The sequence below is a fragment of the Lacihabitans sp. LS3-19 genome, assembly GCF_024343575.1.
Lineage (GTDB): Bacteria > Bacteroidota > Bacteroidia > Cytophagales > Spirosomataceae > Leadbetterella.
Map to the genome: position 1 here is coordinate 63,009 of NZ_RJUA01000005.1, position 22,520 is coordinate 85,528.

Genomic DNA, 22,520 nt, shown 5'->3' on the forward strand with positions numbered 1-22,520 from the left:
TAATGGTGAAGGCATCTACTACATAGAAAAGAACTCACCGAGGATTTCTTCCTACAAGTATATTCTAAAAGGAATATGTATATGAGTAGGTAAATATTCTCTTTTTATGACATTTGAAGCCTCTTGGTATTTGCTGAGGGACTTATTTGGTTTCCAAAAAACATAAAGTCTCTAAAGTATTATTTCTATCTTTGGTTAAAATTGTATTCGAATTAATTTAACAGAAATGAGCGACAAAGAAGATCCATTCGAAAACATCCCAGAGGCGATTACAAACTTAGTAAATATGAATTACCCAAATGAAAGTCAGGAGATTTTCTCAGGGGATATATATTTAAAATCACCAAACAAGGATATTACATTAATTGATGGAAAAATCGAGTTCGTTTGGTTGCCACAACCAAAAGTGACATTTCGAGGTATTGGAAATTTTAGTTTTGAAATTTTCTCGATTATGGATCAAGATGATTTTGAAGTTATAATTCAAAGTCAATCAATCGGGAAAGCTTTTATCTCCTCTTCAGATGGCAATAATCTTTCAGGATTTATTACTGGCTCCAAAATAGTCATTGGAGAAACAAATAATGCCATCAATAAAGTAACTTTTGGAATACCAAACCTACGAGAATTCTATGGTGAGCCAATAAAAAGTAATGCAGTGAGCTACCTTGGTCGGTTGAATCTTGAGAATGAAAATTTTATAATCACAATTGATAAAAATCCATTTTTTAAAAAATATCACACAAATCTAAAAAACATAGGCGGATATCAAATTCTATATTCGGGGGAAATTGTCTCAAAAAACGGAATCTTTAAATCTAAAGAAATTGAGGAAATAAGAACAATTTGCGATATTTTTTTCTCTTTTATCAATGGAAGAAAAACCAGTATGCTTTTTTTAAAAGGTTTTAATAATGAAAATTTAGTCTGGGAAGACTTCACACCATATAATAAAGTAGATGCTTTCAAACATGTAATGTCTTGGCCACAATTTAGCTCAGGGTTAAATTTTAATGAGATTTGGGGAAATTTTGTAAAAATTGGTAGTACTGATATGGGAAAGGATTTTTTAAACTCTGTAATACATTGGTATACAACATCAAATATGAATTTAGCTTTAGTAGAAGGCTCTATAATTCTCTCGCAAACAGCTTTGGAACTACTGTATAACTATTTAATTGTTGAAACCGAAGGATTCATTAAAGGTGACGATTCTAAAAATATTACAGCAGCTAATAAGCTGAGGATGTTTCTAACATTTTCAAAAATAAATTGTTCAATTCCGAATAAATTTATCAAGTTATCAGAATTTATTAGAAGTGACAATAACTTTAAAAACAATGAAATTGAAGGCCTTATTAATATTAGAAATTGTATAGTTCATTCACAACTTGAAAAAAGGAAAAAATTAAAAAAAATTGATAACGGGGTATTGGTAGAAACTTCACAATTATTTATGTACTTCATAGAACTTGGTTTGCTTAGGGTATTAGGCTACAAGGGTAAGTTTTTAAATAGATGTTCAGGAAATGAGGAATATGTACCATGGGTTACAGCGGAAGAATAAACGCATATTCAGAAAAATTATCAGTGCAAATCCATCCAATCAGTGTCATCAGTGTTCCATTAACCACAACGAAAAACCCATAATCCAACACACCAAACATAAAATTCATTATTTTTACAACTTCAACAAACTGAATAGTGAAAAGAGTAATATTAATAGTTTTAGATAGTGTGGGAATTGGAGAATTGCCAGATGCGGATAAATATGGAGATCGAGGAAGTAATACTTTAGGTCACATTGCTGAAAAATATCCTAATTTACATATTCCCAATTTAGTAGAACTGGGCCTTGGGATCATTGATTTAAATAACCAACTAGGCAAAACTGAAAGTCCCCAAGCTGCTTTTGGAAAAGCCGCCGAAGTCTCTTCTGGCAAAGACACCACAACTGGACATTGGGAAATAGCAGGGATAATTCTGGAGAAACCTTTTCCTACTTTTACAGAAAATGGATTTCCTATTGAGTTTATTGAGCGTTTTGAAAAAGAAATTGGCACCAAAACACTTGGAAATATTTCGGCTTCAGGCACGGCTATTATTGATGACTTAGGTGATGAGCACCTTGCCACTGGGTACCCAATCGTCTATACATCAGCTGATTCAGTATTTCAAATTGCTATGCATGAAGGAATAATTCCCATAGAAAGGCAATATGAAATCTGCAAGATTGCCAGAGAAATGCTAGTTGGCGAATACGAGGTCGGTAGAGTGATAGCAAGACCATTTGAAGGCGAATCTGGAAATTTCAAAAGGACGAGTAGAAGAAAAGATTACGCCATTTTGCCTCCAGATACAGTTTTGGACGTTTTGAAAGCTGAAGGAAAAGGTGTTTATGCAATAGGTAAAATCAACGATATATTTGCAGAAAAAGGCATAAGCAGATACAAGAAAACTGCAACGAATTTAGAAGGCATAAAAGATACCATCGAGGCCATCAAAAATCCCAACGAAAGTTTTATTTTTACCAATTTGGTGGATTTCGACATGCTTTTTGGACACAGAAGAGATGAGGTAGGCTATGCCAAATGCTTGGAAGAATTCGATAGTTTTTTGCCGGAAATTTTAAGGAATTTAACCGAAGATGATTTGCTAATTATCACTGCAGACCATGGAAATGATCCGACGCATCATGGCAATGACCATACGAGAGAATATATTCCGATACTAAACATTGGAAAAAATCTCAAAAAAGGTGTTAATATTGGTATTAGAAATTCATTTGCAGATATCGCAGCCACCATCGCTGAATACTTAGAAGTGGATTATAAAACACAAGGCGAGAGTTATTTGAGTTTGATGCTTTGATTGTATTTTTGAAAACAGATGACAGTATCGGCTGCCGAACGAATTGGACAGATGTTCGCTGATTTTTAAATTACGACTACTTAAATCCTGAGAATTTTAAGCTAGCAAAATCACAAAAATAATTATCTTAAAAAAGATAAAAAATGACAGAAATTAGAAATGAAGGTATACCCTTCGACACCAAATACTTCGAAAACATCAATATAAATCGCTCAGCAGTAGAACGCAGAGCAAATAGCTTAGGTGGAAGAAGAACCGTAAAAAAAGAATATCAAGCCGCTTGGCTGTTAAAAGCTATTACCTGCATTGACCTTACTACGCTTGCTGGCGATGACACCGCTGGAAATGTAGAAAGACTTTGTGCAAAAGCCATTTCTCCAGTAAGAAGAGACCTTTTAGAAGCTATGGAAATGACAGATGCCAATATTACCACTGGAGCAGTTTGCGTTTATCACAACATGATAGCAGACGCCAAAAGAAGCCTTGGAAGTTCAGGAATACCCATTGCGGCTGTTTCAACGGGATTTCCCGCCGGCAAGATTTCTTTCGAACAAAAAATAGATGAAATCAAAAAGTCTGTGGAAGCTGGAGCCACCGAAATCGATATAGTAATTAGTCGTGAATTGGTCATTAACTCGAAATGGGAGGAATTATACAAGGAAGTGAAAGCTTGTAGAGCCGCTTGTGGAGATGCCCACATGAAGACTATTCTCGCCACAGGCGAAATTCCGACCTACACCAAGGTAGCTAAAGCAAGTTGGGTAAGTATGATGGCAGGTTCGGATTTTATAAAAACTAGCACGGGAAAAGAATCGGCAAACGCCACTTTGCCAGTAAGTTTAGTTATGGTAAGAGCCATTAGAGAATACCATGAGCTGACGGGTATAAAAGTTGGATACAAACCAGCTGGTGGAATTCAAAAAGCAAAACAAGCATTGGATTGGTTGATACTCATGAAAGAAGAACTAGGCGAAGACTGGCTGCAACCCAATCTGTTCAGATTTGGAGCAAGTAGTCTATTAGGCGACATAGAAAGGCAACTAGAACACTACGTAACAGGCAGATATTCTGCTAGTTACCGCCATGCTATGGCATAAAATTAGATTTACAAAATCTGTTGCCTTCAGCTCCGCTCAGTCAACTGATTTAAGGAAAAGAATAGAATAAATCATAGTAAACAAAGTCTAAACCTTAGCGTCTTTGCGGCTTTGCGAGAAATAATATAGGAATGAAAATAAAAGAAATATTTAATACGATGGTATACGGTCCTGCACCTGAAAGTGCGGCTCAAGCAAATGAATTTCTTGATGCCCACGATAGAACTTTCCAATTGTTTATAAATGGAGAATGGAAAAAGGCCGAGAAACATTTCGAAACTGTCAATCCCTCTAATATGCAAGTTTTGGCAAATATTGCGGAAGCTTTAGAAAGCGATGTAAATGAAGCAGTTTCGGCTGCCAATAAAGCATTAAAAGACTGGGTAAAAATAGGTGGAAGAGCCAGAGCAAGATACCTTTATGCCATAGCTCGTCAGATCCAAAAGCATTCCAGGCTTTTTGCAGTTTTAGAAGCTTTGGACAACGGAAAGCCGATTAGAGAAACCCGAGACATAGATATACCATTGGTAGCCAGGCACTTCTATCACCATGCAGGTTGGGCTCAACTAATGGACACCGAACTAAAAGAATACAAAGAAATAGGCGTAATCGGGCAAATCATACCTTGGAATTTCCCGCTTTTGATGCTTTCATGGAAAATCGCCCCAGCTTTAGCTATGGGAAACACCGTGGTTTTAAAACCTGCTGAATTTACTTCCTTAACCGCCCTTTTGTTTGCTGAAATCTGTCAAAATGTTGGTCTGCCAAAAGGTGTCGTAAATATTATCACAGGTCCAGGTTCTACTGGTGCGGCTCTTGTAAACCATAAAGATGTCAATAAGATTGCGTTTACAGGCTCAACCGAAGTAGGTAAAATCATCAGAAAGGCCATTGCTGGTTCTGGCAAAAAAGTTTCATTAGAATTGGGAGGCAAATCTCCTTTCATCGTTTTTGAAGATGCCGATTTGGATTCGGTGGTAGAAGGCGTGGTTGACGCCATTTGGTTTAACCAAGGCCAGGTTTGTTGTGCAGGTTCAAGACTTTTGGTACAAGAAAGCATTCAGGACAAATTGTATGAAAAAATAAAAGTCCGAATGGAAAAACTTCGTGTGGGAGATGCCATGGACAAATGTATCGATATTGGTGCCATAGTAGCTCCAGTGCAGGTAAAAACCATAGACGAATTGGTACAAAAAGGAATAGAAGAGGGCAATCAAATGTGGCAACCTAGTTGGGTATGCCCACAAGATGGCTGTTTTTATCCGCCTACCCTATTTACCCATGTTTCGCCATCGAGTATCATTGCTCAAGAAGAAATCTTCGGGCCTGTTTTGGTTGCCATGAGTTTCAGGTCGCACCAGGAGGCTGTGAAATTAGCAAACAATACGCGTTATGGCCTAGCTTGCAGCCTATGGACAGAAAACATCAATTTGGCCTTAGATATTGCTCCTAAAATAAAAGCAGGAACGGTTTGGATAAACTCCACCAATGTTTTTGATGCGGGTTCTGGTTTTGGTGGTTATAGAGAGTCTGGTTTTGGAAGAGAAGGAGGAAAAGAAGGCCTATTTGAATACATGAAACCAAAAATTGAGGAGCAGTTTTCTGAAAAGCCTGTCAAACCGGCAATTCAAAAATCCAAAATTGCAATTCCTGCAGGTATTGACCGAACTGCCAAAATGTATATAGGTGGCAAACAAGCACGTCCAGACAGTGGCTACAGTTATATTATCAAAAATCCTCAAGGAGAAACCATAGGCGAAGCACCCGAAGGAAGCCGAAAAGATATCAGAAATGCAGTAGAAGCGGCACATGCAAACGGTAAATGGGCAGAAATGACAGGACATGCAAGAGCACAAGTATTGTATTATATTGCTGAAAACTTGTCAGCACGAAAAGCTGAATTCTCAAAAAGGTTGATAGAAATGTGTTGCTATAGCCAAGCCGATGCAGATGCGGAAGTTGAAAAATCAATAGATAGGATTTATACCTACGCCGCACATGCAGACAAATACGATGGACAAGCCCACCATACTATTCAGCGAAACGTAACCTTGGCTATGCCTGAGGCCGTGGGTGTTATGGGTATAGTTTGCCCAGACGAAGCACCACTTTTGGCGTTTATTTCTTCCTTTATTCCTGCCATCGCTTTGGGAAATAGTGTTGTGGTTATTCCATCGGAAACCGCTCCGTTTAGTGCCACGGACTTTTATCAAATTTTGGATACCTCAGATGTACCCGGAGGAACAGTAAATATCATAACAGGACCTAAAGAGGCTCTTGCAAAAGAACTCGCAAAACATTATGATGTGGACGGCCTTTGGTATTTTGGCTCAAAAGAAGGCTCAAAAGATATTGAAAGCCTTTCTGCCGAAAACATGAAACGTACTTGGGTAAACTACGGCAAATACAGAGATTGGATGAACAATGAGCAATCTGAAGGAACTGAATTCCTGAGACATGCATCCGAAATCAAGAACATTTGGATTCCTTATGGGGCGTAAAAACCAACCATTTATAATCAAAAAAGCCGTCAGTTAGATGGCTTTTTTCTTATATTTAATAATTCACTTTGCAAATAGAAAATAAGTTTAAAATTTTTGAGTTATTACCACAAAATAAAAAACATTAGACAATAATTAATTTGCTCATAAGCGTTGGAATGTAATCCAAAATCATATTATATAATTATTCAAATAAGTGAAGCTATCTAACAAAAGATTTCGCCTTTTTTTTTTAATCAAACATTTCTTAAAAAAATATGCAATACTTGGTTTTTGCATTTTCGTTTTCTCCATTTAAAGGATTTGTTCAAAAAAGTTAATAATTAAACAATTAAAGAAATGAAAAATAAGATATTCATACTTTTACCTCTATTTATCTTATTTTTTAATTTTTCATCTTATGGCACTAATTTAACAATTAATAGTGAAAAGCCGAAGGTAGGAGATCTAATAAAAATTCAATATAATGGCTTTTTAACAAAAAAAAACACAAAATTGTATTGCGTTATTTTTTTTAAAGATTTTAGTAAAATAACTCAGACTTTGGAAATTGAGAATAAAAGAAATAAAATAAAATCCTCATTTACCATTCCAGATTCAGCGGTTTATTTTACTTTTTTTGCTGTGAATATATCTGAAATTGATAATAATTATGGTCAGGGTTACGATTTTCATGTTTTTGAAAATAATAAGCCAATAAGATATTCTTATTTAATGAAAGGTTACAATAATAAATTTAATGAATTCTTATTCAAAGGTAAAGTTGACTATAACGAAGCGGCAAAAAATATTGAAAAAGAATGGCAACTTTATCCTGAAATGGAGAATAAATGCGTGCCGTATTATTTAGAGGTTTTATTGAAAATACCTGAAAAGAAAAATGAAACTTTAGTAAAAATAAAAGAAAAATTGGACAATGGTATTCAAAGCAAAATTCAAGAAAGGGAAATAAGGTATTTTGCCAATTTATATTATGAAAATAATTTAAAAAGTCTAGATTCTGTTAAAAATATATTGACTAAATTATTTCAAAATGGTATTACTTCTTCAGAAAAAAGAATTTCTGAAATAAAATACGGTGAAAATTCAAATACAATTTTTGAGGATATAGACTACTTACTAAATAGTAATCATGAATTAACTACCTTTCAAAGAATAGATTTAGTAAATTACAAATTGGCAGTTTTGTTATATCAAAATAGAATAGAAATATTTGAATCAGTTTTTTCTAAAGCCCAAAAAGAATATCCAAAAATATTATTATACAGCTTCCTTGCTCATAATTTCAATGAATACGCATACTCATATTTCAAAGGCAATAAGCTAGATTTGGCAAACTTATTTTCAAAACAATCTTTAAGGTTTTATAGCAATTTAGATACACTTTCTATTTCTTATGGTAACAGTTTAGATACCTATGCGAGCATAATTTATGCATCTGGTGATTTAAATAATGCCACTAAATATCAAAGTAAAGCTGTAGAATTGATGAACCTTCAAAATGATACTTCAAATCAAAGACTTATAGAATATTTAAATGAGGCTAGAAATTTTCCTGAAATAATTAATGTAGGTCGGAAAATAATAAAAGCTAATACGTCAACTAATTTAATAGATTCTCTATATAAAAACGCTCTTAAAAAATTAAATAAAGAAGACCCAGATTACCTTAAACTAAAGAAAGATGCGTTTCAAAAAAAACAAAAGGAAATCTTATCAAAAATCATTAACCAGAAAGCCCAAGATTTTGCTTTATTTGACCTAAATGGTAAAACAGTCCAATTAAAGGATTATAAAGGCAAAATTTTGATAATAGATTTTTGGGCTACTTGGTGTAAGCCTTGTTTGGCTTCTTTTCCTGCTATGAAAAAGTTGCAAAACGAATTTAAGGATAAAAATGTAAAATTTGTGTTTATAAGTACCTTAGAGCATGTAAATACTTCTGACAGCATAAATCTGACTGAAAAGATATTAGAATTAGCTAATATTAGACATTTTAATGAATTTGAGATTTTGATAGATCAAAAAAATTCTAAATCTGGAGATTTTAAAATGGCACTGGATTATAATGTCCAAGGAATTCCAGCTAAGTTTATCGTTGATAAAAACGGAAATTTACGGTATAAGAGTGTTGGATTTGGTTCTGAAGATAAATTGAGATTTGAAATAGATACAGTAGTAAATTTTCTATTATCTGAATAATTTTTTTCATAGATTAAGTAAATATATAAATTTCCTAAATAATATTTATAATCATAAAAACTCCCCTATTTTACCCCTACAAGACGCTATGGACTGCGGCCCCACCTGCTTAAGGATGTTAGCCAAAGCTTGTCTCCTTAAAATACACAAAAGGTAAAAAAAAATGCTTTCAACTTAACGAACTATATTCTACTAAAATATTTTGCCGTAAATTGCCTCTTTAAATTAAATTGGATTTGAAATCCTATTATTTTAGTTTTATAAAAAATAAAATCATCAAGAAAAACTGAATAAATGAGAAGTTTACACCTAGAAGCCGAAGTGGGACAAATAGCCGAAACTGTATTACTACCAGGCGATCCTTTAAGAGCCAAGTTTGTGGCCGAGAATTTCCTGACCGACGTGGTTTGTTATAATAATGTGAGAGGAATGTTGGGCTTTACGGGCAATTATAAAGGCCAAAAAGTATCTATTCAAGGCACAGGAATGGGAATGGGAAGTGCTGGTATCTATATCCATGAATTGATAAATACCTATAAATGTCAAAACTTGATTAGAGTTGGCACCTGTGGTTCTATCCAACCAGAATTGGATTTAGGCCAAGTAATTTTAGCTCTCAGTGCTTCTGGAGATTCAGACGCCAATGCATTTCTTTTTAAAGGCATGCATTATGCAGCTACAGCAGATTTTGATTTAGTTTACAAAGCCTATGAAACAGCCAAATCATTAAATATTAAAACCCATACGGGTCCGATTTTTAGCACCAACACTTTTTATGACCTTGAACCTAATCGTTGGGATGTTTGGCAAAAACATGGCATATTGGGAATAGATATGGAATCACAAATATTGTATACCATCGCAAAAAGATTTGGGGTAAAAGCTTTAGCACTTTTAACTGTAAGCGACAATATTATTACAGGCACGGCATCTACCCAGCAAGAGAGGGAAAATACTTTCAACGATATGATGAAAATTGCTTTGAGTTTGGCATAATAAAATAAAAATAATGAAATTCGGCAAAACTATTAAACTTTTCTTAATAGACGGAGACCCAAATGGGAGAATTACATGCGAACTCTCTAATTGGACTGGCAAAGCATATAAAATACCTCGAATTAAGGTGAAAGAATATTCTGATAGAAAGGACTTAGTTAGTACAGGAATTTACCTTTTAATTGGTAAAAATGAAGAAGGTGAAGACATGGTTTATCTTGGTGAAGCAGAAAATATTTATTCTAGAATAAATCAACATTTAAGTCAAAAAGATTTTTGGAACGAAACAATTGTTTTTGTTAGTAAAGATGATAATCTAAATAAAGCACATATAAAGTATTTAGAAAATAGACTTTTTGAAATCGCGACAACAGTTGATAGATATAAGCTTGCAAACAATAATATTCCAACTCAATCAGCTATATCTGAAAGTGATAAAGCAGAAATGGAAGAATTTATAGATAATTTAAAAATTTTAGTCAATACTTTAGGACACAAAATTTTTGAAGGAAAAAGAGAAATTAAATCTGAAAACTCAAAAGAAATTCAAGAATTTACACTTTCTAATCCAAGAGAAAATTCTAACGCTACTGGTATTCCTACTTCTGAAGGTTTTGTTGTATTTAAAGGATCAAAAATTTCAGAGTCAATGACTCCGAAAATTCCAGAAGGATTGAAAAAATTAAGAGAGAAATTAATTTCTTTAGATACTTTAAAATTAATAGACTCAAATTATGTATTTCAAAAAGATTATATTTTCAATAGTCCCTCAGCAGCTGCGGGAGTTGTGCTCGGTAGATCTGCAAATGGATTAACTGAATGGAGAGCTAATTCAGGTTTGAACCTTAAAGATTTTGAAACGCATTAACTATTCCTCAATCCAAAAACTTCCAATCAGAAATTTTATCTTTTTTCAAATCTTCACCCTTCAAAATCGCCTTAACTAGCTCTACGGGCATTGAGTTGTTCTGTAAAATGGTATCATGAAACTCCTTTTCTTTCATTTTTCCTGAGTCTACCAAATCTTTGTGCAGGCTATAAAACTGCAAACCACCCATCATATAAGCAATCTGGTACAATGGACCATACCTGCCTGTAAACGAGCGTCTTACTTCTGCCTCAGCATTGGCTCTTTCGTGTCCTACTTTATCTACCAAAAGATCAATACATTGCTGTGGAGTCATTTTCTCCAAATGATAATTTAATGAAAATATGATTCTAGCACAACGGTGCATTCGCCAAAACAACATTCCAATTTTTTCCTCAGGCGTTCTTGGAAAACCCTTGTCCCAAAGATTAAACTCCCAATACAAAGCCCAACCTTCCGTCCAGAATGGTGTTCCGAAAGCTCTACGATAAGGTTTATATCTTTGATTCATAAATTGTTGCAAATGATGCCCTGGAATCAACTCATGCTGAACTGTGGCTCTCGAAAAGTAAGGATTATTGCCTCGCATACTCATCATTTTGTCATCATGGTCCATTTCAGCCGTTGGATAAGCCACCATTATTTGTTCTCCACCCAAAAAGAAAGGGCTAACTTTTTGCTGTTCGGCAGAAAGCATCACTGTACGCCAAGTCTCCTTGGCCAAAGCAGGAATGGTCACCAAATCTCTATCTTCAACATATTTTATAGCTTCCCAAGCCAGTTTATTAACGTCTTCTTGCCATTGTCCAGGCGGCACGTAAGTTTGTTTTACATGCTCCAAAGCTTTTTTCCAATCATTACCGTAGCCAAGTTCATTTGATGCCTTCAACATTTCTTTTTCACACCAAGCAAATTGCTTATTCGCTTCTGCTATTAATTGTTCTGGCGTATAGGCTATAAATTCAAAACTCAAGTCTTTCAATAATGCTTCTCTACCCAGCGGTTTTCCAATTATTCCACTTCCATCATCTTTTACTAGCGTGTTCGAAAAATGCTTCCTCAACAAAGCCTCATATTCCGAAAGCGTTGTTTTTAGCTTTTTATAAGGAGCTTGCATCCACCAGTTAAACTCTGGATTGAATTCAAAATAGAAATTATAAGACTCATCCGTTGCCTTTGACAATTCCTTTACAATATCTGCCGCAAGCTCTGCCTTTTGCCAGCTATCAAATGGTTTGCTGGCTTTTGTGGCCTCCATGGCCTTCCTAATATCCTTTTCCACTTGATTAAAATCAGCTGCCAATTTATCAGATTTTGGATTTACACCACCTTTCCTGTTTTCATTAAAATCATAAATTGGACTTGCTTTTACTACCACATATTTCACCTCATCAAAACCTTTTCTCTCAAGATTATGAAAATATGCATTTTTATCAATTAGATTCCTAAGTAAAACATAATCAACCTTTTGCGACTTTGACATTGCATTGAAATCAATTCTTTCTAATTCTTTTTTTGCATCAACATAGTATTCAGTGAATCTTTCGAAATACTTCTCCGATAAAGAGTTGGGGTATTTTCTTCCCAAAGCTGATTTATCCGCCTGATATTTGGAAACTAGCTCATTAAAGTCTTGAGAAAAAACATTGACAGAAATTAACAAAAACGAGATATAAAAAATAGATTTCATACTTTCTAATTAATTAAATTGAAATGCAAAATAAGTGGCTGATCCAGTGCCTATATTGGTTAAATTATGATATTGATTGGATGGTAAGAAAAACAAATCACCTTTGGAGCCTTCATAAAATTTATCTCCAATTTGCATTTTTGCCTGTCCATCTACTATCAATATTATTTCTTCTGGCACATGTTTATGAGGATCGTGGCTTTTTAAACCTTCTTTCAGAGTTGTTACATGCATTTCAAGTCTATTAAACATGCTCGTTGGCCTATCTAAAAAGTCTCTTCTCCCGCCTTTTTCATGAGGTTTGAAAGCAACATCATTCCAATTTACTATTTGAGAAATTCCTTTGTCATTGTCAGCGGCCAATTGTTTGGAAGTATAAATCAACACATAATAGCTCACATTTTCTTTACCCAGATTGTTCATTTGTTGCTCGTCACCTTTCAAAATCAAAAGAACTCCACCTGGCCCAACTTCTTTTGTTTGGTTTTCCAAAGTCACAGTCAGCGTACCTTCCTGAATGATTATTAATTCTTCTGCATCTTTTTGTCTGTGACTTGGCCTAAGTTTATGTACTGGCTTGAGGGTAGAGTGATGAATACTGAATTTTTCTAAAAATTCAGTTTCTTCGTTTTTAAACAATTGCCTAAAAGCCCTACTTTCATCTTCCATTTTAGGAAGAGACGCTAAATTGTAAACATTTCCTTGAAGCATATTTTGGGCATGGGATAAATTAAAAACAAAAAGTAGAATAAGGCAATAGTTAAATTTCATAGAATGGTTGATATATTTATCAAAAATAAAAAAAAATCCCACAAAGTATTGAAACCTTGTGGGATATATTCTAGGAAATTTCTATTTCTTAAAACTCTCTATGAATAGCTTCATCGAAAAGTCTTTCTTTTGGAAGATTTCTGAAATAATCGTAAGTGATTTTTAAACCTTCTTCTCTATCAACTTTCGGCTCCCAGCCTAATATCGCCTTAGCTTTCGTAATATCAGGTTGTCTTTGCTTAGGATCATCTTTTGGCAAATCCAAATAAACTACTTTTTGGGTAGTTCCAGTCAATTTTATAATTTCTTCAGCAAAATCTTTAATTGTTATCTCTGAAGGATTTCCAATGTTAACTGGTTGTGCATAATCAGACATCAATAATCTATAAATACCTTCAACAAGGTCAGCCACATAACAAAAAGAACGTGTTTGCGAGCCATCTCCAAAAATGGTAATATCTTCACCTCTAAGTGCTTGACCAATAAATGCAGGCAATACTCTGCCATCATTTAGTCGCATACGCGGTCCGTATGTATTAAATATTCTAACTATCCTTGTCTCTAAACCGTGATAAGTATGATAGGCCATAGTCATGGCTTCTTGAAACCTTTTAGCTTCATCATAAACGCCTCTTGGTCCAACTGGATTTACGTGTCCCCAATATTCTTCAGTTTGTGGATGCACCAAAGGGTCACCATAAACTTCTGATGTTGAAGCGATTAAAACTCTTGCTCCTTTAACTCTCGCCAATCCCAAACAGTTGTGAATACCTAAAGAACCCACCTTTAAAGTCTGAATTGGGATTTTCAAATAGTCAATTGGGCTTGCTGGAGATGCGAAATGTAAGATGTAATCCAATTCACCAGGAACATGAATAAACTTGCTCACATCATGATGATAGAATTCAAAATTTGGCAATTTGAACAAATGCTCAATATTTCTCAAATCTCCCGTTATCAAGTTATCCATTGCAATTACATGATAACCCTCTTTGACGAACCTATCACATAGATGTGACCCTAAAAAACCGGCTCCGCCTGTTATTAATATTCTTTTCATTATGTTTTATGCTTTTACATTTTCGCGACCAATAGAAAAATAATCAAAACCCATAGCTTGCATGTCTTTCAACTCAAACAAATTACGACCATCGAAAATAACCTTATTTTTCAAAGTAGCTGTTATTCTATCAAAATCTGGGGTGCGGAATTCAGGCCACTCTGTCATAATCATCAAAGCATCAGCACCTTCCAATGCTTCGTATTGGCTTGATGCATATTTAACTTTTTTCCCAATTTCCTTTTTTACGTTTGGTATAGCCTCTGGATCAAAAACAACCACCTTGGCACCAGCTCTTTTCAAAGCCTTGATATTGAACAAAGCAGGGGCTTCACGAATATCATCCGTATGTGGTTTGAATGCCAAGCCCCACAATGCAATAGTTTTTCCTTTTAAGTCACCGCCAAAATACTCCTTTATTTGAGGTATCATTTTGGTTTTCTGGCGATCATTTACAAACATTACAGATTTTAGGATTTTAAAATCGTAACCATATTCTTTGGCTGTTTTACCCAAAGCTTGAACATCTTTTGGAAAACAGCTTCCTCCATAACCAATACCTGGAAACAAGAAACGCTTACCTATTCTGCTATCTGTACCAATACCTTTTCTTACATTATCTACATCTGCACCAGTAAGCTCACAAAGGTTGGCTATTTCGTTCATAAATGTAATTTTCATAGCTAAAAATGAATTAGCAGCATATTTCGTCATCTCAGCCGAACGCTCATCCATAAATATTACTGGATTACCTTGACGAACCAATGGAGCATAAAGTCTTTCCATTATGGCTTTTGCCCTGTCAGATTTTGTACCTATCACTACGCGATCAGGTTTCATAAAATCCTCAACAGCAACTCCTTCTCTCAAAAACTCAGGATTTGAAACTACATCAAAATCAACTTTCGCATTTTCTGCTATCTTAGCATGAACTCTTTCAGCAGTTCCAACAGGAACGGTACTTTTATCAACTATTACCGCATAATGGTCTAAAACAATTCCTAAGTCCGATGCTACACCCAAAATATATTTTAAATCTGCAGAACCGTCTTCACCTGGAGGAGTTGGAAGAGCTAAAAATATCACTTCTGCATCTTTTATTCCTTCTACTAAATCTGTGGTAAAAGTCAATCTACCTTCTTTTCTATTTCTTTCAAAAATAACCTCTAATCCAGGCTCATAAATGGTTATTTTACCTTTTTTTAAACTATCAACTTTCTTGATATCTATATCAATACAAGTAACATAATTTCCGGTTTCGGCAAAACACGTTCCAGTTACCAAGCCAACGTATCCTGTACCAACTACTGCGATTTTCATATTCTAAATTTTAATAATTAAAATGTTTAACAAAGGTATTACAAATCAAATACCGTTATATCAATTACAAGAAATATTTTACACAGAATTGAAAAATACATAGGTTTAAAAGGCAAATATGTCATTAAGTGACCATTTTCAACAAAGCCAAGTAATTTTTTAAGAAATAAACACTAATGGCTATTCCAAAAAATAGAAATTCTATTCTAAAAATGGAAACAGGAAATTTCGAGAAATTGAAAAAAAACCAATACAGAGGATTAGCAAAAACTTTGAAGTAAGGATTTATTTGATAATATTCAGACTTTCCAAACGAAGGGATACTTAACGCCTTTATAATTTTTGATTTCCATATCAATTGTTCCGAAAGAAAAGTCAATTTCAATTTTTAAAGGAACTCTATTTTTATCATCCGAAACCCAAATCCTAATGGCATTTTCACCTTTGAATAAATCGTTTTTGGGGAGAATTGGATTCAACTTCAAAACTTTAATTTTTCCAAACTTGGTATGAACTATGCCTTTTCCAGCATATTTCACCTTCATATTGTAAAGGTCCTCATCAAAAAACAAAGGTGCTGAAACTGTTTGACCTACATAAAACTTGGAAAAATCAATGGTTCTTAGAAAATAATACCCTGATATGACGTCTTGAATATTATTAGGTACCGAAAAAGATTTTGCAACTTCCTTCTCTATTTTTACCACCTCGTTTTTATCATGGTCAAAATTCATGACCTGATCTCGTTTGTAATTATTTTCTCTGGCAGAATAAATGAATTTTTGAGGAATAAAAGCTAAAGTATCAATATAACTTCTGTAGGTATTTCTTACTTTGAAGAAATCTGTTACCCCGGCCGTTTTCCCAACAACATTTACCTTGTAGCAAGCTCTTCCGTTTATAGAAAATATTTTTTCATCCACATCAACATTCGCCTCACCAATTGTCAAAAAACCATATTTAACTTTGTAAAAATAAGATTCCCCTGCATCAAAGCTATCATTTGGAATATACCTATATTGATTTGCAAAAATAAAAGAGAAAAATGAAAATGAAATTAACAACAGTAAGTGTTTGAATTTTAACATTTAAACAGAATTGGTTTTTCTATTAATACACAAATTTAAAATTTATTATTTACTCCAACTTAAAAATGTTTGTATTAATAAAAATTTAACAAAAAAAAATGCCTCAATTGAGGCATTTTCCTATCAAAATACGAATGTCTTATTTATCCAAATCTGCTTCAGTTAACTCTTTATCCATCAAAGCATCTGCATTTCCTGCCACTGTAGCTTTAATTTTCTCTTCTATATCAGCCATCAACTCCGGATTATCTTTAATTAAACTTTTAACAGTATCTCTACCTTGTCCTAGTTTATTATCAGCATAAGAGAACCATGAACCAGATTTTTTTACAATATCCAAATCAACAGCTAAGTCAAGAACTTCACCAGATTTAGAAATTCCTTCGCCATACATTATGTCAAACTCAATCACTTTGAATGGAGGAGCGACTTTGTTCTTAACAACTTTCACCTTGGTACGGTTACCAATTATATTTGCATCATTGTCTTTAATTTGACCAATTCTTCTTATATCAATTCTAACAGAAGCATAAAATTTAAGAGCATTACCTCCAGTTGTTGTTTCTGGACTTCCAAACATTACACCTATTTTGTCTCTTAATTGGTTAATGAAAATACAACAACAGCCTGTTTTATTAATAGTACCAGTAAGTTTTCTTAAAGCCTGAGACATCAATCTCGCTTGAAGTCCCATTTTGCTATCTCCCATTTCACCTTCTAGCTCGGCCTTTGGTACCAAAGCAGCTACTGAGTCAATAACACAAATGTCGATTGCACCTGATGAAATTAAATGTTCGGCAATTTCTAAAGCCTGCTCGCCATAATCCGGCTGGGAAATCAAAAGGTTTTTGGTATCAATACCAAGTTTCTCCGCATATAATCTATCAAAAGCATGTTCAGCATCTACAAAAGCCGCAATTCCACCTTTCTTTTGTGCTTCTGCTATGGCGTGCATTGCCAAAGTGGTTTTACCTGAAGATTCTGGTCCGTATATTTCTATCACTCTTCCTTTCGGAAAACCTCCCACACCTAAGGCTAAATCTAGACCCAAAGAACCTGTAGAAATTACAGGAACATCCATAACTTTGGTATCACTTAGCCTCATTACGGTTCCTTTGCCGTAAGCTTTATCTAATTTATCTAATGTAGATTGTAAAATCTTTAATTTGTCTGAATTCTCAGCTGCCATTTTTATCGAGTTAAATTTAAAAACAAATGTATGTAATTTTTTTAGACATTCTTTGCTACAATTATTAGCAATAAATCCAAATTGTTGATTTTGAGTTATTTAAATCACAGCTTAGTTATTTTAATTTTTTTCCATTCAACCCTAATTCCCCCGCCGTCATGGATTTGCAAGGCAATTTTCCCGTCAACTTCACCAATTGCTGGGTCATTTAAATAGATCATTTGAACACCATTCACCCAAGTAGTAACTTCCGTTCCAATAACTTTTATTTTCATAGTGTTCCACTCTCCCATTTTTACATTATCGATTTCTTTAGGTGGTTTTATTAGCCAGCCTCTTTTATACGACTCATAAATACCGCCTGAAAAACTACCAGGAGGAGCTACTTCTGCTTGCCAACCCGCTATTCTTGTTCCAGTGATATCAGAATGAAAAAATACACCACTGTTTCCGTTTGCCAACGGCTTAAACATCAAAGAGATTTCGAAATCTTTAAACTTTTCGTTTGTAGCCAGATATCCGTATCCTTTATCTGGACCACTTTCGCATATCAGTTTTTTATCTTCAACGTACCATTTTTCGGTACCATAGATTTCCCAACCAGACAAATCTTTTCCATTAAAGAGATTCTGAGGTTTTGATTTTTGTGCAAAACTAAAAATGGGAATTAAGAGTAAAAGGATTTTGTTCATAATTTTATTAAGGTATTTTTTGTTGAAAGCTAAAATTAAGCAAGTTTTTTAAATCTAAAAATTACTTTTGTATTTAAATAATATTAGAAAAATGAAATTCTCAGATTTGAATCTAAACAAGTCTTTGCTCAATGCACTCGAAGACATAGGTATAGATTCGCCAACCTCCATTCAAAGTAAAGTTTTTTCGGTTGTGATGTCAGGAAAAGACATGGCTGGAATAGCTCAAACAGGCACAGGAAAGACCCTAGCTTATCTTTTGCCATTGCTTAGAATGTGGACTTTTTCAAAAGAAAAACTTCCTCAAATATTGATATTGGTTCCGACAAGAGAATTGGTAGTTCAAGTATTAGAAAATGTAAAAAAACTAACGACCTATATAAACTTTGACAGTGTTGGGGTTTACGGAGGCGTAAATATGAAACCACAAGTTTTAGATATTGCCAATGGCTGCGACCTATTGGTTGCCACACCTGGAAGATTTATTGATTTGGCGGCAAGCGGAGCTTTGAAGGTTAAAAACATTAAAAAATTGGTTATCGATGAGTTTGATATGATGCTAGACTTAGGCTTTCGGCCACAGCTTCAAACGATATTCGATAAAATACCAGAAAAACGTCAGAACCTTTTATTCTCAGCTACGATTTCTGAGGAAGTTGTAGATCTTCTACATGACATTTTCAAAACACCGGAAATTATTGAAGATGTAGCTCCAGGTACACCGCACGAAAACATTAGCCAAAAAGCATACAATGTTCCGAATTTTAACTCTAAAATCAACTTTTTGGAATTGTTGCTGGCAAATGACGAAAACATGACCAAAAATTTAGTTTTTGTTGCCAATAAAAATTTAGCTGATAATTTATTTGAACAGCTAAAAATGCGAGAAGTAGAAAGTATTGAAGTAATACACTCCAACAAATCCCAAAATTATAGGTTTAGAGCGATTGAAAGTTTTTCAAATGGTGAAGTTCGAACATTAATCGCCACTGATTTAGGATCTAGAGGTCTGGATATACCATTGATAAGTCACGTGGTAAACATTGACATTCCGGAAACACCGGAGGATTACATACATAGGATAGGAAGGACTGGTCGAGGAAACGAAAAAGGAATTTCGATTAGTTTTATTTCTAAGAAAGAGCAAGAGAGATTTGATGAAATAGAAACTTTAATGAACTATAAAGTAGAAGTTAGTGAAACGCCAAGTTACCTTGAGATTTCAGATGACTTAATGCCTTTTGAACTTGAAAAGGTTGATATGAAAATTTTGGCCCCCAAGAAAAAAGTTGATATTGGACCAGCTTTTCATGAGAAACTTGAAAAAAACAAAAAAGTGAATATCAGGAGAAACATTGAAAAAGAAAAAAAGGCGAAATATGGAAAGTCATACAAAAAAGAAACCAAATAAAGCCAAAAATCTTTTGAGCAAAACTTCTCTATAAATTTACAATTTATGATTTCAGAGGAATTAAGTAAAATTTATGGCAACAAAATCAGAGTGCGAGTTTGCGGTGTTTTAACATTTAAAGATAAAATATTAATGGTAAATCACTCTGGACTTAATTCCGACAATATTTTTTGGAATTTCCCAGGTGGAGGCGTTGAACATGGAGAAAGTCTCCAAGATGCCTTAAAGAGGGAGTTCAAAGAAGAAACCAACATTGATATAACAGTTGACAAAATGGTTCTGATGAACCAAATAATTAAAAAGCCGCTTCACGGCATAGAACTTTATTTTAATGTAAATGCCAATTTTTTCAATGAAAAGCTTGGCTTTGATCCGGAGATTAACATTATTTCTGAAATCAGATGGTTTACTTTAAACGAAGTCCAAAATCTCCCGAATCATCATAAACCAGATTTTATGGCAAATTTTAAAACCTTAAATGCATTGATTTTCAACAACGAGGGTTAAATTTGTTATATGGAATCAGGGAATGCTTTTAAAATAACCGACGATAGGTTTTCAATCGATAAAATTGACACCTATCATCTTGTTTTGGAAGTTCAACAAAGCAGATTGAAATTTTATTTAAAGGAAGATGCATCAAATGCAATCATCTGGCTAGAAGACCATTATCTTGACACTCAAAATACCAAAGAAGAATTTCTGAACAAGATAAAAGATATATTTTCTCGACATGACTTCCTTAAAGCTAATTTCTGGAAATCAATTACGCTCATTTCTGACTTTCCCTGTTTTTGTAAAATACCAGAAGTTTTTTATGATGTAGATTTAACCAATCAATATTTAAAACTACATTTCAAAGACCTCATTACAGAAGAATATCAAATTCAAACTGAAAAGCTACAACAGGACATTTATATTATTGCATTTCCCAAATGCCTGATTACAACTATTTCTGAAATCTATACAAACGCAGATATTAACTTAAAAAATTCTATTATTAATAATATTAAAGTATTCAACAAAAACCCAGAATTTAAATCTAAAAACTTATTGATAATTAGCGATATGTGGCTAGATGTAATTTTTCAAAACCAATCATCTTCGATGTTAAGTCATTCAAGAATCGCTCTTAATTCTAAAAATATTCACAATTTCATAAAAGAAATAGTTAAATCTGGACAAATTAAAAGTGTAGTTTATGGAGAAATAACCCCTTATTCAACTATATATAAACAATTAAAATATTATTTAAAAGCTGTAGAATTTGGCTCTTTACCTAAATCTATTAAACTTAGTCAGTATTTCTCTGAAGTTCCAGAACAAAGATACTTTAGCTTATTCGCAAATAATTAATTTACTTTTCTTATAAAATAATCAAAGCCATATTGAACTTTGAGATTATAATCAAAGTATTCGATGGCTCTTTGTACAGTCTTTGCTTGCTTTGCCACAAAATAAGGCCTTTTCCCTTTTTTGTTTATCAACTTCGTATCAACTTTGTAAATGGTACCTTCAGGATACTTAGCAATAAACTTACTTGGGATAGCTACTTTCAAATCTTCTGGTACTTGCTGACCATTTATGGTTTTAAGCTTCATTTTTTCAGCTTTTACATCATAAAGAGCTTCTGCATACACATCTAGAAAATAAGTTTTGGTAAACTCTGGCACTTCATCAATTAGCGATAATTGCATAGGTCTTGTTTTTTATAGATTCTAATGCAAAATAAATCCTTTTTTTTGAAATTTAATATGTTGGAGAAAGATTTTTTTGTACTTTTGCGGAACTTTTCGGAGAAATAAAACAAAATGGCAGAAGTAAAAATATTCTCAGGCACCAATTCCCAATACCTAGCGAGTAAAGTAGCTTATTATTACGGAAAAGAACTTGGAAAGATCTCAATCCAGCGATTTGCTGATAGTGAAATATCTGTCAATTATGATGAATCAGTAAGAGGTTGCGATGTATTTCTTTGTCAGGCAACGTTTCCAAATGCTGACAATTTAATGGAATTATTGCTCATGATTGACGCAGCTAGAAGAGCTTCGGCACATTATGTAGTGGCAGTTATACCATATTATGGATACGCAAGGCAAGACAGAAAAGATAGGCCAAGAGTAGCTATAGGGGCTAAATTGGTTGCAAATATGTTGAGGGCTGCTGGTGCAGACAGGATTATGACTTTAGATTTGCACGCTGGCCAGATACAAGGATTTTTTGATATTCCGGTTGATCATTTAGAAGGCACATCAGTTTTTGTTCCTTATCTGAAAACCAAAAATATTTCAAACCTTATTTTTGCCTCACCTGATGTGGGTGGCGTATCTAGAGTAAGAAAGTTTGCAAGTTATTTTGATGCAGATATCGTGATATGCGACAAGCAAAGAAAAAAAGCAAACGAGATATCAGCGATGCAACTTATTGGCGATGTAACAGACGCTAACGTTGTATTAGTTGATGACATGATTGACACAGGTGGAACGATATGCAAAGCTGCAGAGTTAATTATGGAAAAAGGTGCAAAATCGGTAAGAGCAATATGTACGCATGCTGTTCTTTCGCACAAAGCTCATGAAAACATCACAAATTCGGTGTTTGAAGAGGTCATTGTTTCGGACTCCATTCCGCTAAGACAAGACAATGAAAAAATTAAGGTGATTTCGGTAGCAGAACTTTTTGCACACGCTATCGGAAGAATCAGAGACAATGGTTCTATTAGTTCATTATTTATAAATTATCAACATCAAATTACATTTTAATT

19 protein-coding genes are annotated in these 22,520 nt (G+C 34.0%); 11 read left to right on the forward strand and 8 right to left on the reverse strand.

Annotation, left to right across the window (positions count from 1 at the left end; translation table 11 throughout):
- The first annotated feature begins 454 nt into the window (after window positions 1-454).
- The 7 genes from EGI22_RS06620 (at window position 455) to EGI22_RS06650 (ending at window position 10,535) form a co-directional block, all read left to right on the forward strand.
- Window positions 455-1,567: a hypothetical protein gene (locus EGI22_RS06620; protein WP_255067298.1), complete on the forward strand. Its 1,113-nt coding sequence runs from the start codon at window positions 455-457 to the stop codon at window positions 1,565-1,567.
- A 137-nt stretch (window positions 1,568-1,704) separates the two neighbouring features.
- On the forward strand, window positions 1,705-2,871 hold the full coding sequence (locus tag EGI22_RS06625; RefSeq protein ID WP_255067299.1) for a phosphopentomutase: 1,167 nt from the start codon (window positions 1,705-1,707) through the stop codon (window positions 2,869-2,871).
- Between the two features lie 143 nt (window positions 2,872-3,014).
- On the forward strand, window positions 3,015-3,968 hold the full coding sequence (gene deoC, locus EGI22_RS06630) for a deoxyribose-phosphate aldolase (RefSeq protein ID WP_255067300.1): 954 nt from the start codon (window positions 3,015-3,017) through the stop codon (window positions 3,966-3,968).
- 131 nt (window positions 3,969-4,099) lie between these two features.
- The gene (locus EGI22_RS06635) at window positions 4,100-6,469 is read left to right on the forward strand and encodes an aldehyde dehydrogenase family protein (protein ID WP_255067301.1); all 2,370 of its coding nucleotides are present in this window, start codon (window positions 4,100-4,102) and stop codon (window positions 6,467-6,469) included.
- Window positions 6,470-7,012: 543 nt separating this feature from the next.
- The gene (locus EGI22_RS06640; RefSeq protein WP_255067302.1) at window positions 7,013-8,671 is read left to right on the forward strand and encodes a TlpA disulfide reductase family protein; all 1,659 of its coding nucleotides are present in this window, start codon (window positions 7,013-7,015) and stop codon (window positions 8,669-8,671) included.
- 294 nt (window positions 8,672-8,965) lie between these two features.
- On the forward strand, window positions 8,966-9,667 hold the full coding sequence (gene deoD, locus EGI22_RS06645) for a purine-nucleoside phosphorylase (RefSeq protein ID WP_255067303.1): 702 nt from the start codon (window positions 8,966-8,968) through the stop codon (window positions 9,665-9,667).
- 127 nt (window positions 9,668-9,794) lie between these two features.
- Entirely contained in the window at window positions 9,795-10,535 is a 741-nt protein-coding gene (locus EGI22_RS06650; protein WP_255067305.1) for a GIY-YIG nuclease family protein, read from the forward strand.
- 7 nt (window positions 10,536-10,542) lie between these two features.
- Here EGI22_RS06650 and EGI22_RS06655 read toward each other — a convergent pair whose 3' ends face one another.
- From EGI22_RS06655 to EGI22_RS06685, 7 genes are all read right to left on the reverse strand, one after another.
- Window positions 10,543-12,225, reverse strand: coding sequence for a DUF885 family protein (locus EGI22_RS06655; protein ID WP_255067306.1), 1,683 nt, complete (start codon window positions 12,223-12,225; stop codon window positions 10,543-10,545).
- Window positions 12,226-12,234: 9 nt separating this feature from the next.
- On the reverse strand, window positions 12,235-12,996 hold the full coding sequence (locus EGI22_RS06660; RefSeq protein WP_255067307.1) for a cupin domain-containing protein: 762 nt from the start codon (window positions 12,994-12,996) through the stop codon (window positions 12,235-12,237).
- Between the two features lie 88 nt (window positions 12,997-13,084).
- Entirely contained in the window at window positions 13,085-14,056 is a 972-nt protein-coding gene (locus EGI22_RS06665; protein ID WP_255067309.1) for a UDP-glucuronic acid decarboxylase family protein, read from the reverse strand.
- Window positions 14,057-14,062: 6 nt separating this feature from the next.
- The gene (locus EGI22_RS06670) at window positions 14,063-15,376 is read right to left on the reverse strand and encodes a UDP-glucose/GDP-mannose dehydrogenase family protein (RefSeq protein ID WP_255067310.1); all 1,314 of its coding nucleotides are present in this window, start codon (window positions 15,374-15,376) and stop codon (window positions 14,063-14,065) included.
- A 299-nt stretch (window positions 15,377-15,675) separates the two neighbouring features.
- Window positions 15,676-16,464: a DUF3108 domain-containing protein gene (locus EGI22_RS06675; RefSeq protein WP_255067311.1), complete on the reverse strand. Its 789-nt coding sequence runs from the start codon at window positions 16,462-16,464 to the stop codon at window positions 15,676-15,678.
- Between the two features lie 139 nt (window positions 16,465-16,603).
- Window positions 16,604-17,653: a recombinase RecA gene (gene recA, locus EGI22_RS06680; RefSeq protein WP_255067315.1), complete on the reverse strand. Its 1,050-nt coding sequence runs from the start codon at window positions 17,651-17,653 to the stop codon at window positions 16,604-16,606.
- Between the two features lie 104 nt (window positions 17,654-17,757).
- The gene (locus EGI22_RS06685; protein WP_255067316.1) at window positions 17,758-18,345 is read right to left on the reverse strand and encodes a DUF1080 domain-containing protein; all 588 of its coding nucleotides are present in this window, start codon (window positions 18,343-18,345) and stop codon (window positions 17,758-17,760) included.
- Window positions 18,346-18,436: 91 nt separating this feature from the next.
- Between EGI22_RS06685 and EGI22_RS06690 the strand changes: the two genes are divergently transcribed.
- The 3 genes from EGI22_RS06690 to EGI22_RS06700 are packed head-to-tail and all read left to right on the forward strand — an operon-like array spanning window position 18,437 to window position 21,112.
- Complete coding sequence (locus EGI22_RS06690; RefSeq protein WP_255067317.1) at window positions 18,437-19,756, forward strand: DEAD/DEAH box helicase; 1,320 nt, start codon at window positions 18,437-18,439, stop codon at window positions 19,754-19,756.
- Between the two features lie 45 nt (window positions 19,757-19,801).
- Window positions 19,802-20,263 carry an NUDIX domain-containing protein gene (locus EGI22_RS06695; protein WP_255067318.1) on the forward strand — a complete coding sequence of 154 codons (462 nt, stop codon included), beginning with the start codon at window positions 19,802-19,804 and terminating at the stop codon, window positions 20,261-20,263.
- Between the two features lie 9 nt (window positions 20,264-20,272).
- Window positions 20,273-21,112 carry a DUF3822 family protein gene (locus EGI22_RS06700; protein WP_255067320.1) on the forward strand — a complete coding sequence of 280 codons (840 nt, stop codon included), beginning with the start codon at window positions 20,273-20,275 and terminating at the stop codon, window positions 21,110-21,112.
- Here the strand turns inward: EGI22_RS06700 and EGI22_RS06705 are convergent.
- Entirely contained in the window at window positions 21,109-21,453 is a 345-nt protein-coding gene (locus EGI22_RS06705) for a hypothetical protein (protein WP_255067324.1), read from the reverse strand. The genes EGI22_RS06700 and EGI22_RS06705 overlap by 4 nt on opposite strands.
- Window positions 21,454-21,567: 114 nt before the next feature.
- On the opposite strand from EGI22_RS06705, the gene EGI22_RS06710 reads away from it, so the two are divergent.
- Entirely contained in the window at window positions 21,568-22,518 is a 951-nt protein-coding gene (locus tag EGI22_RS06710) for a ribose-phosphate pyrophosphokinase (protein ID WP_255067325.1), read from the forward strand.
- Window positions 22,519-22,520 lie beyond the last annotated feature (2 nt).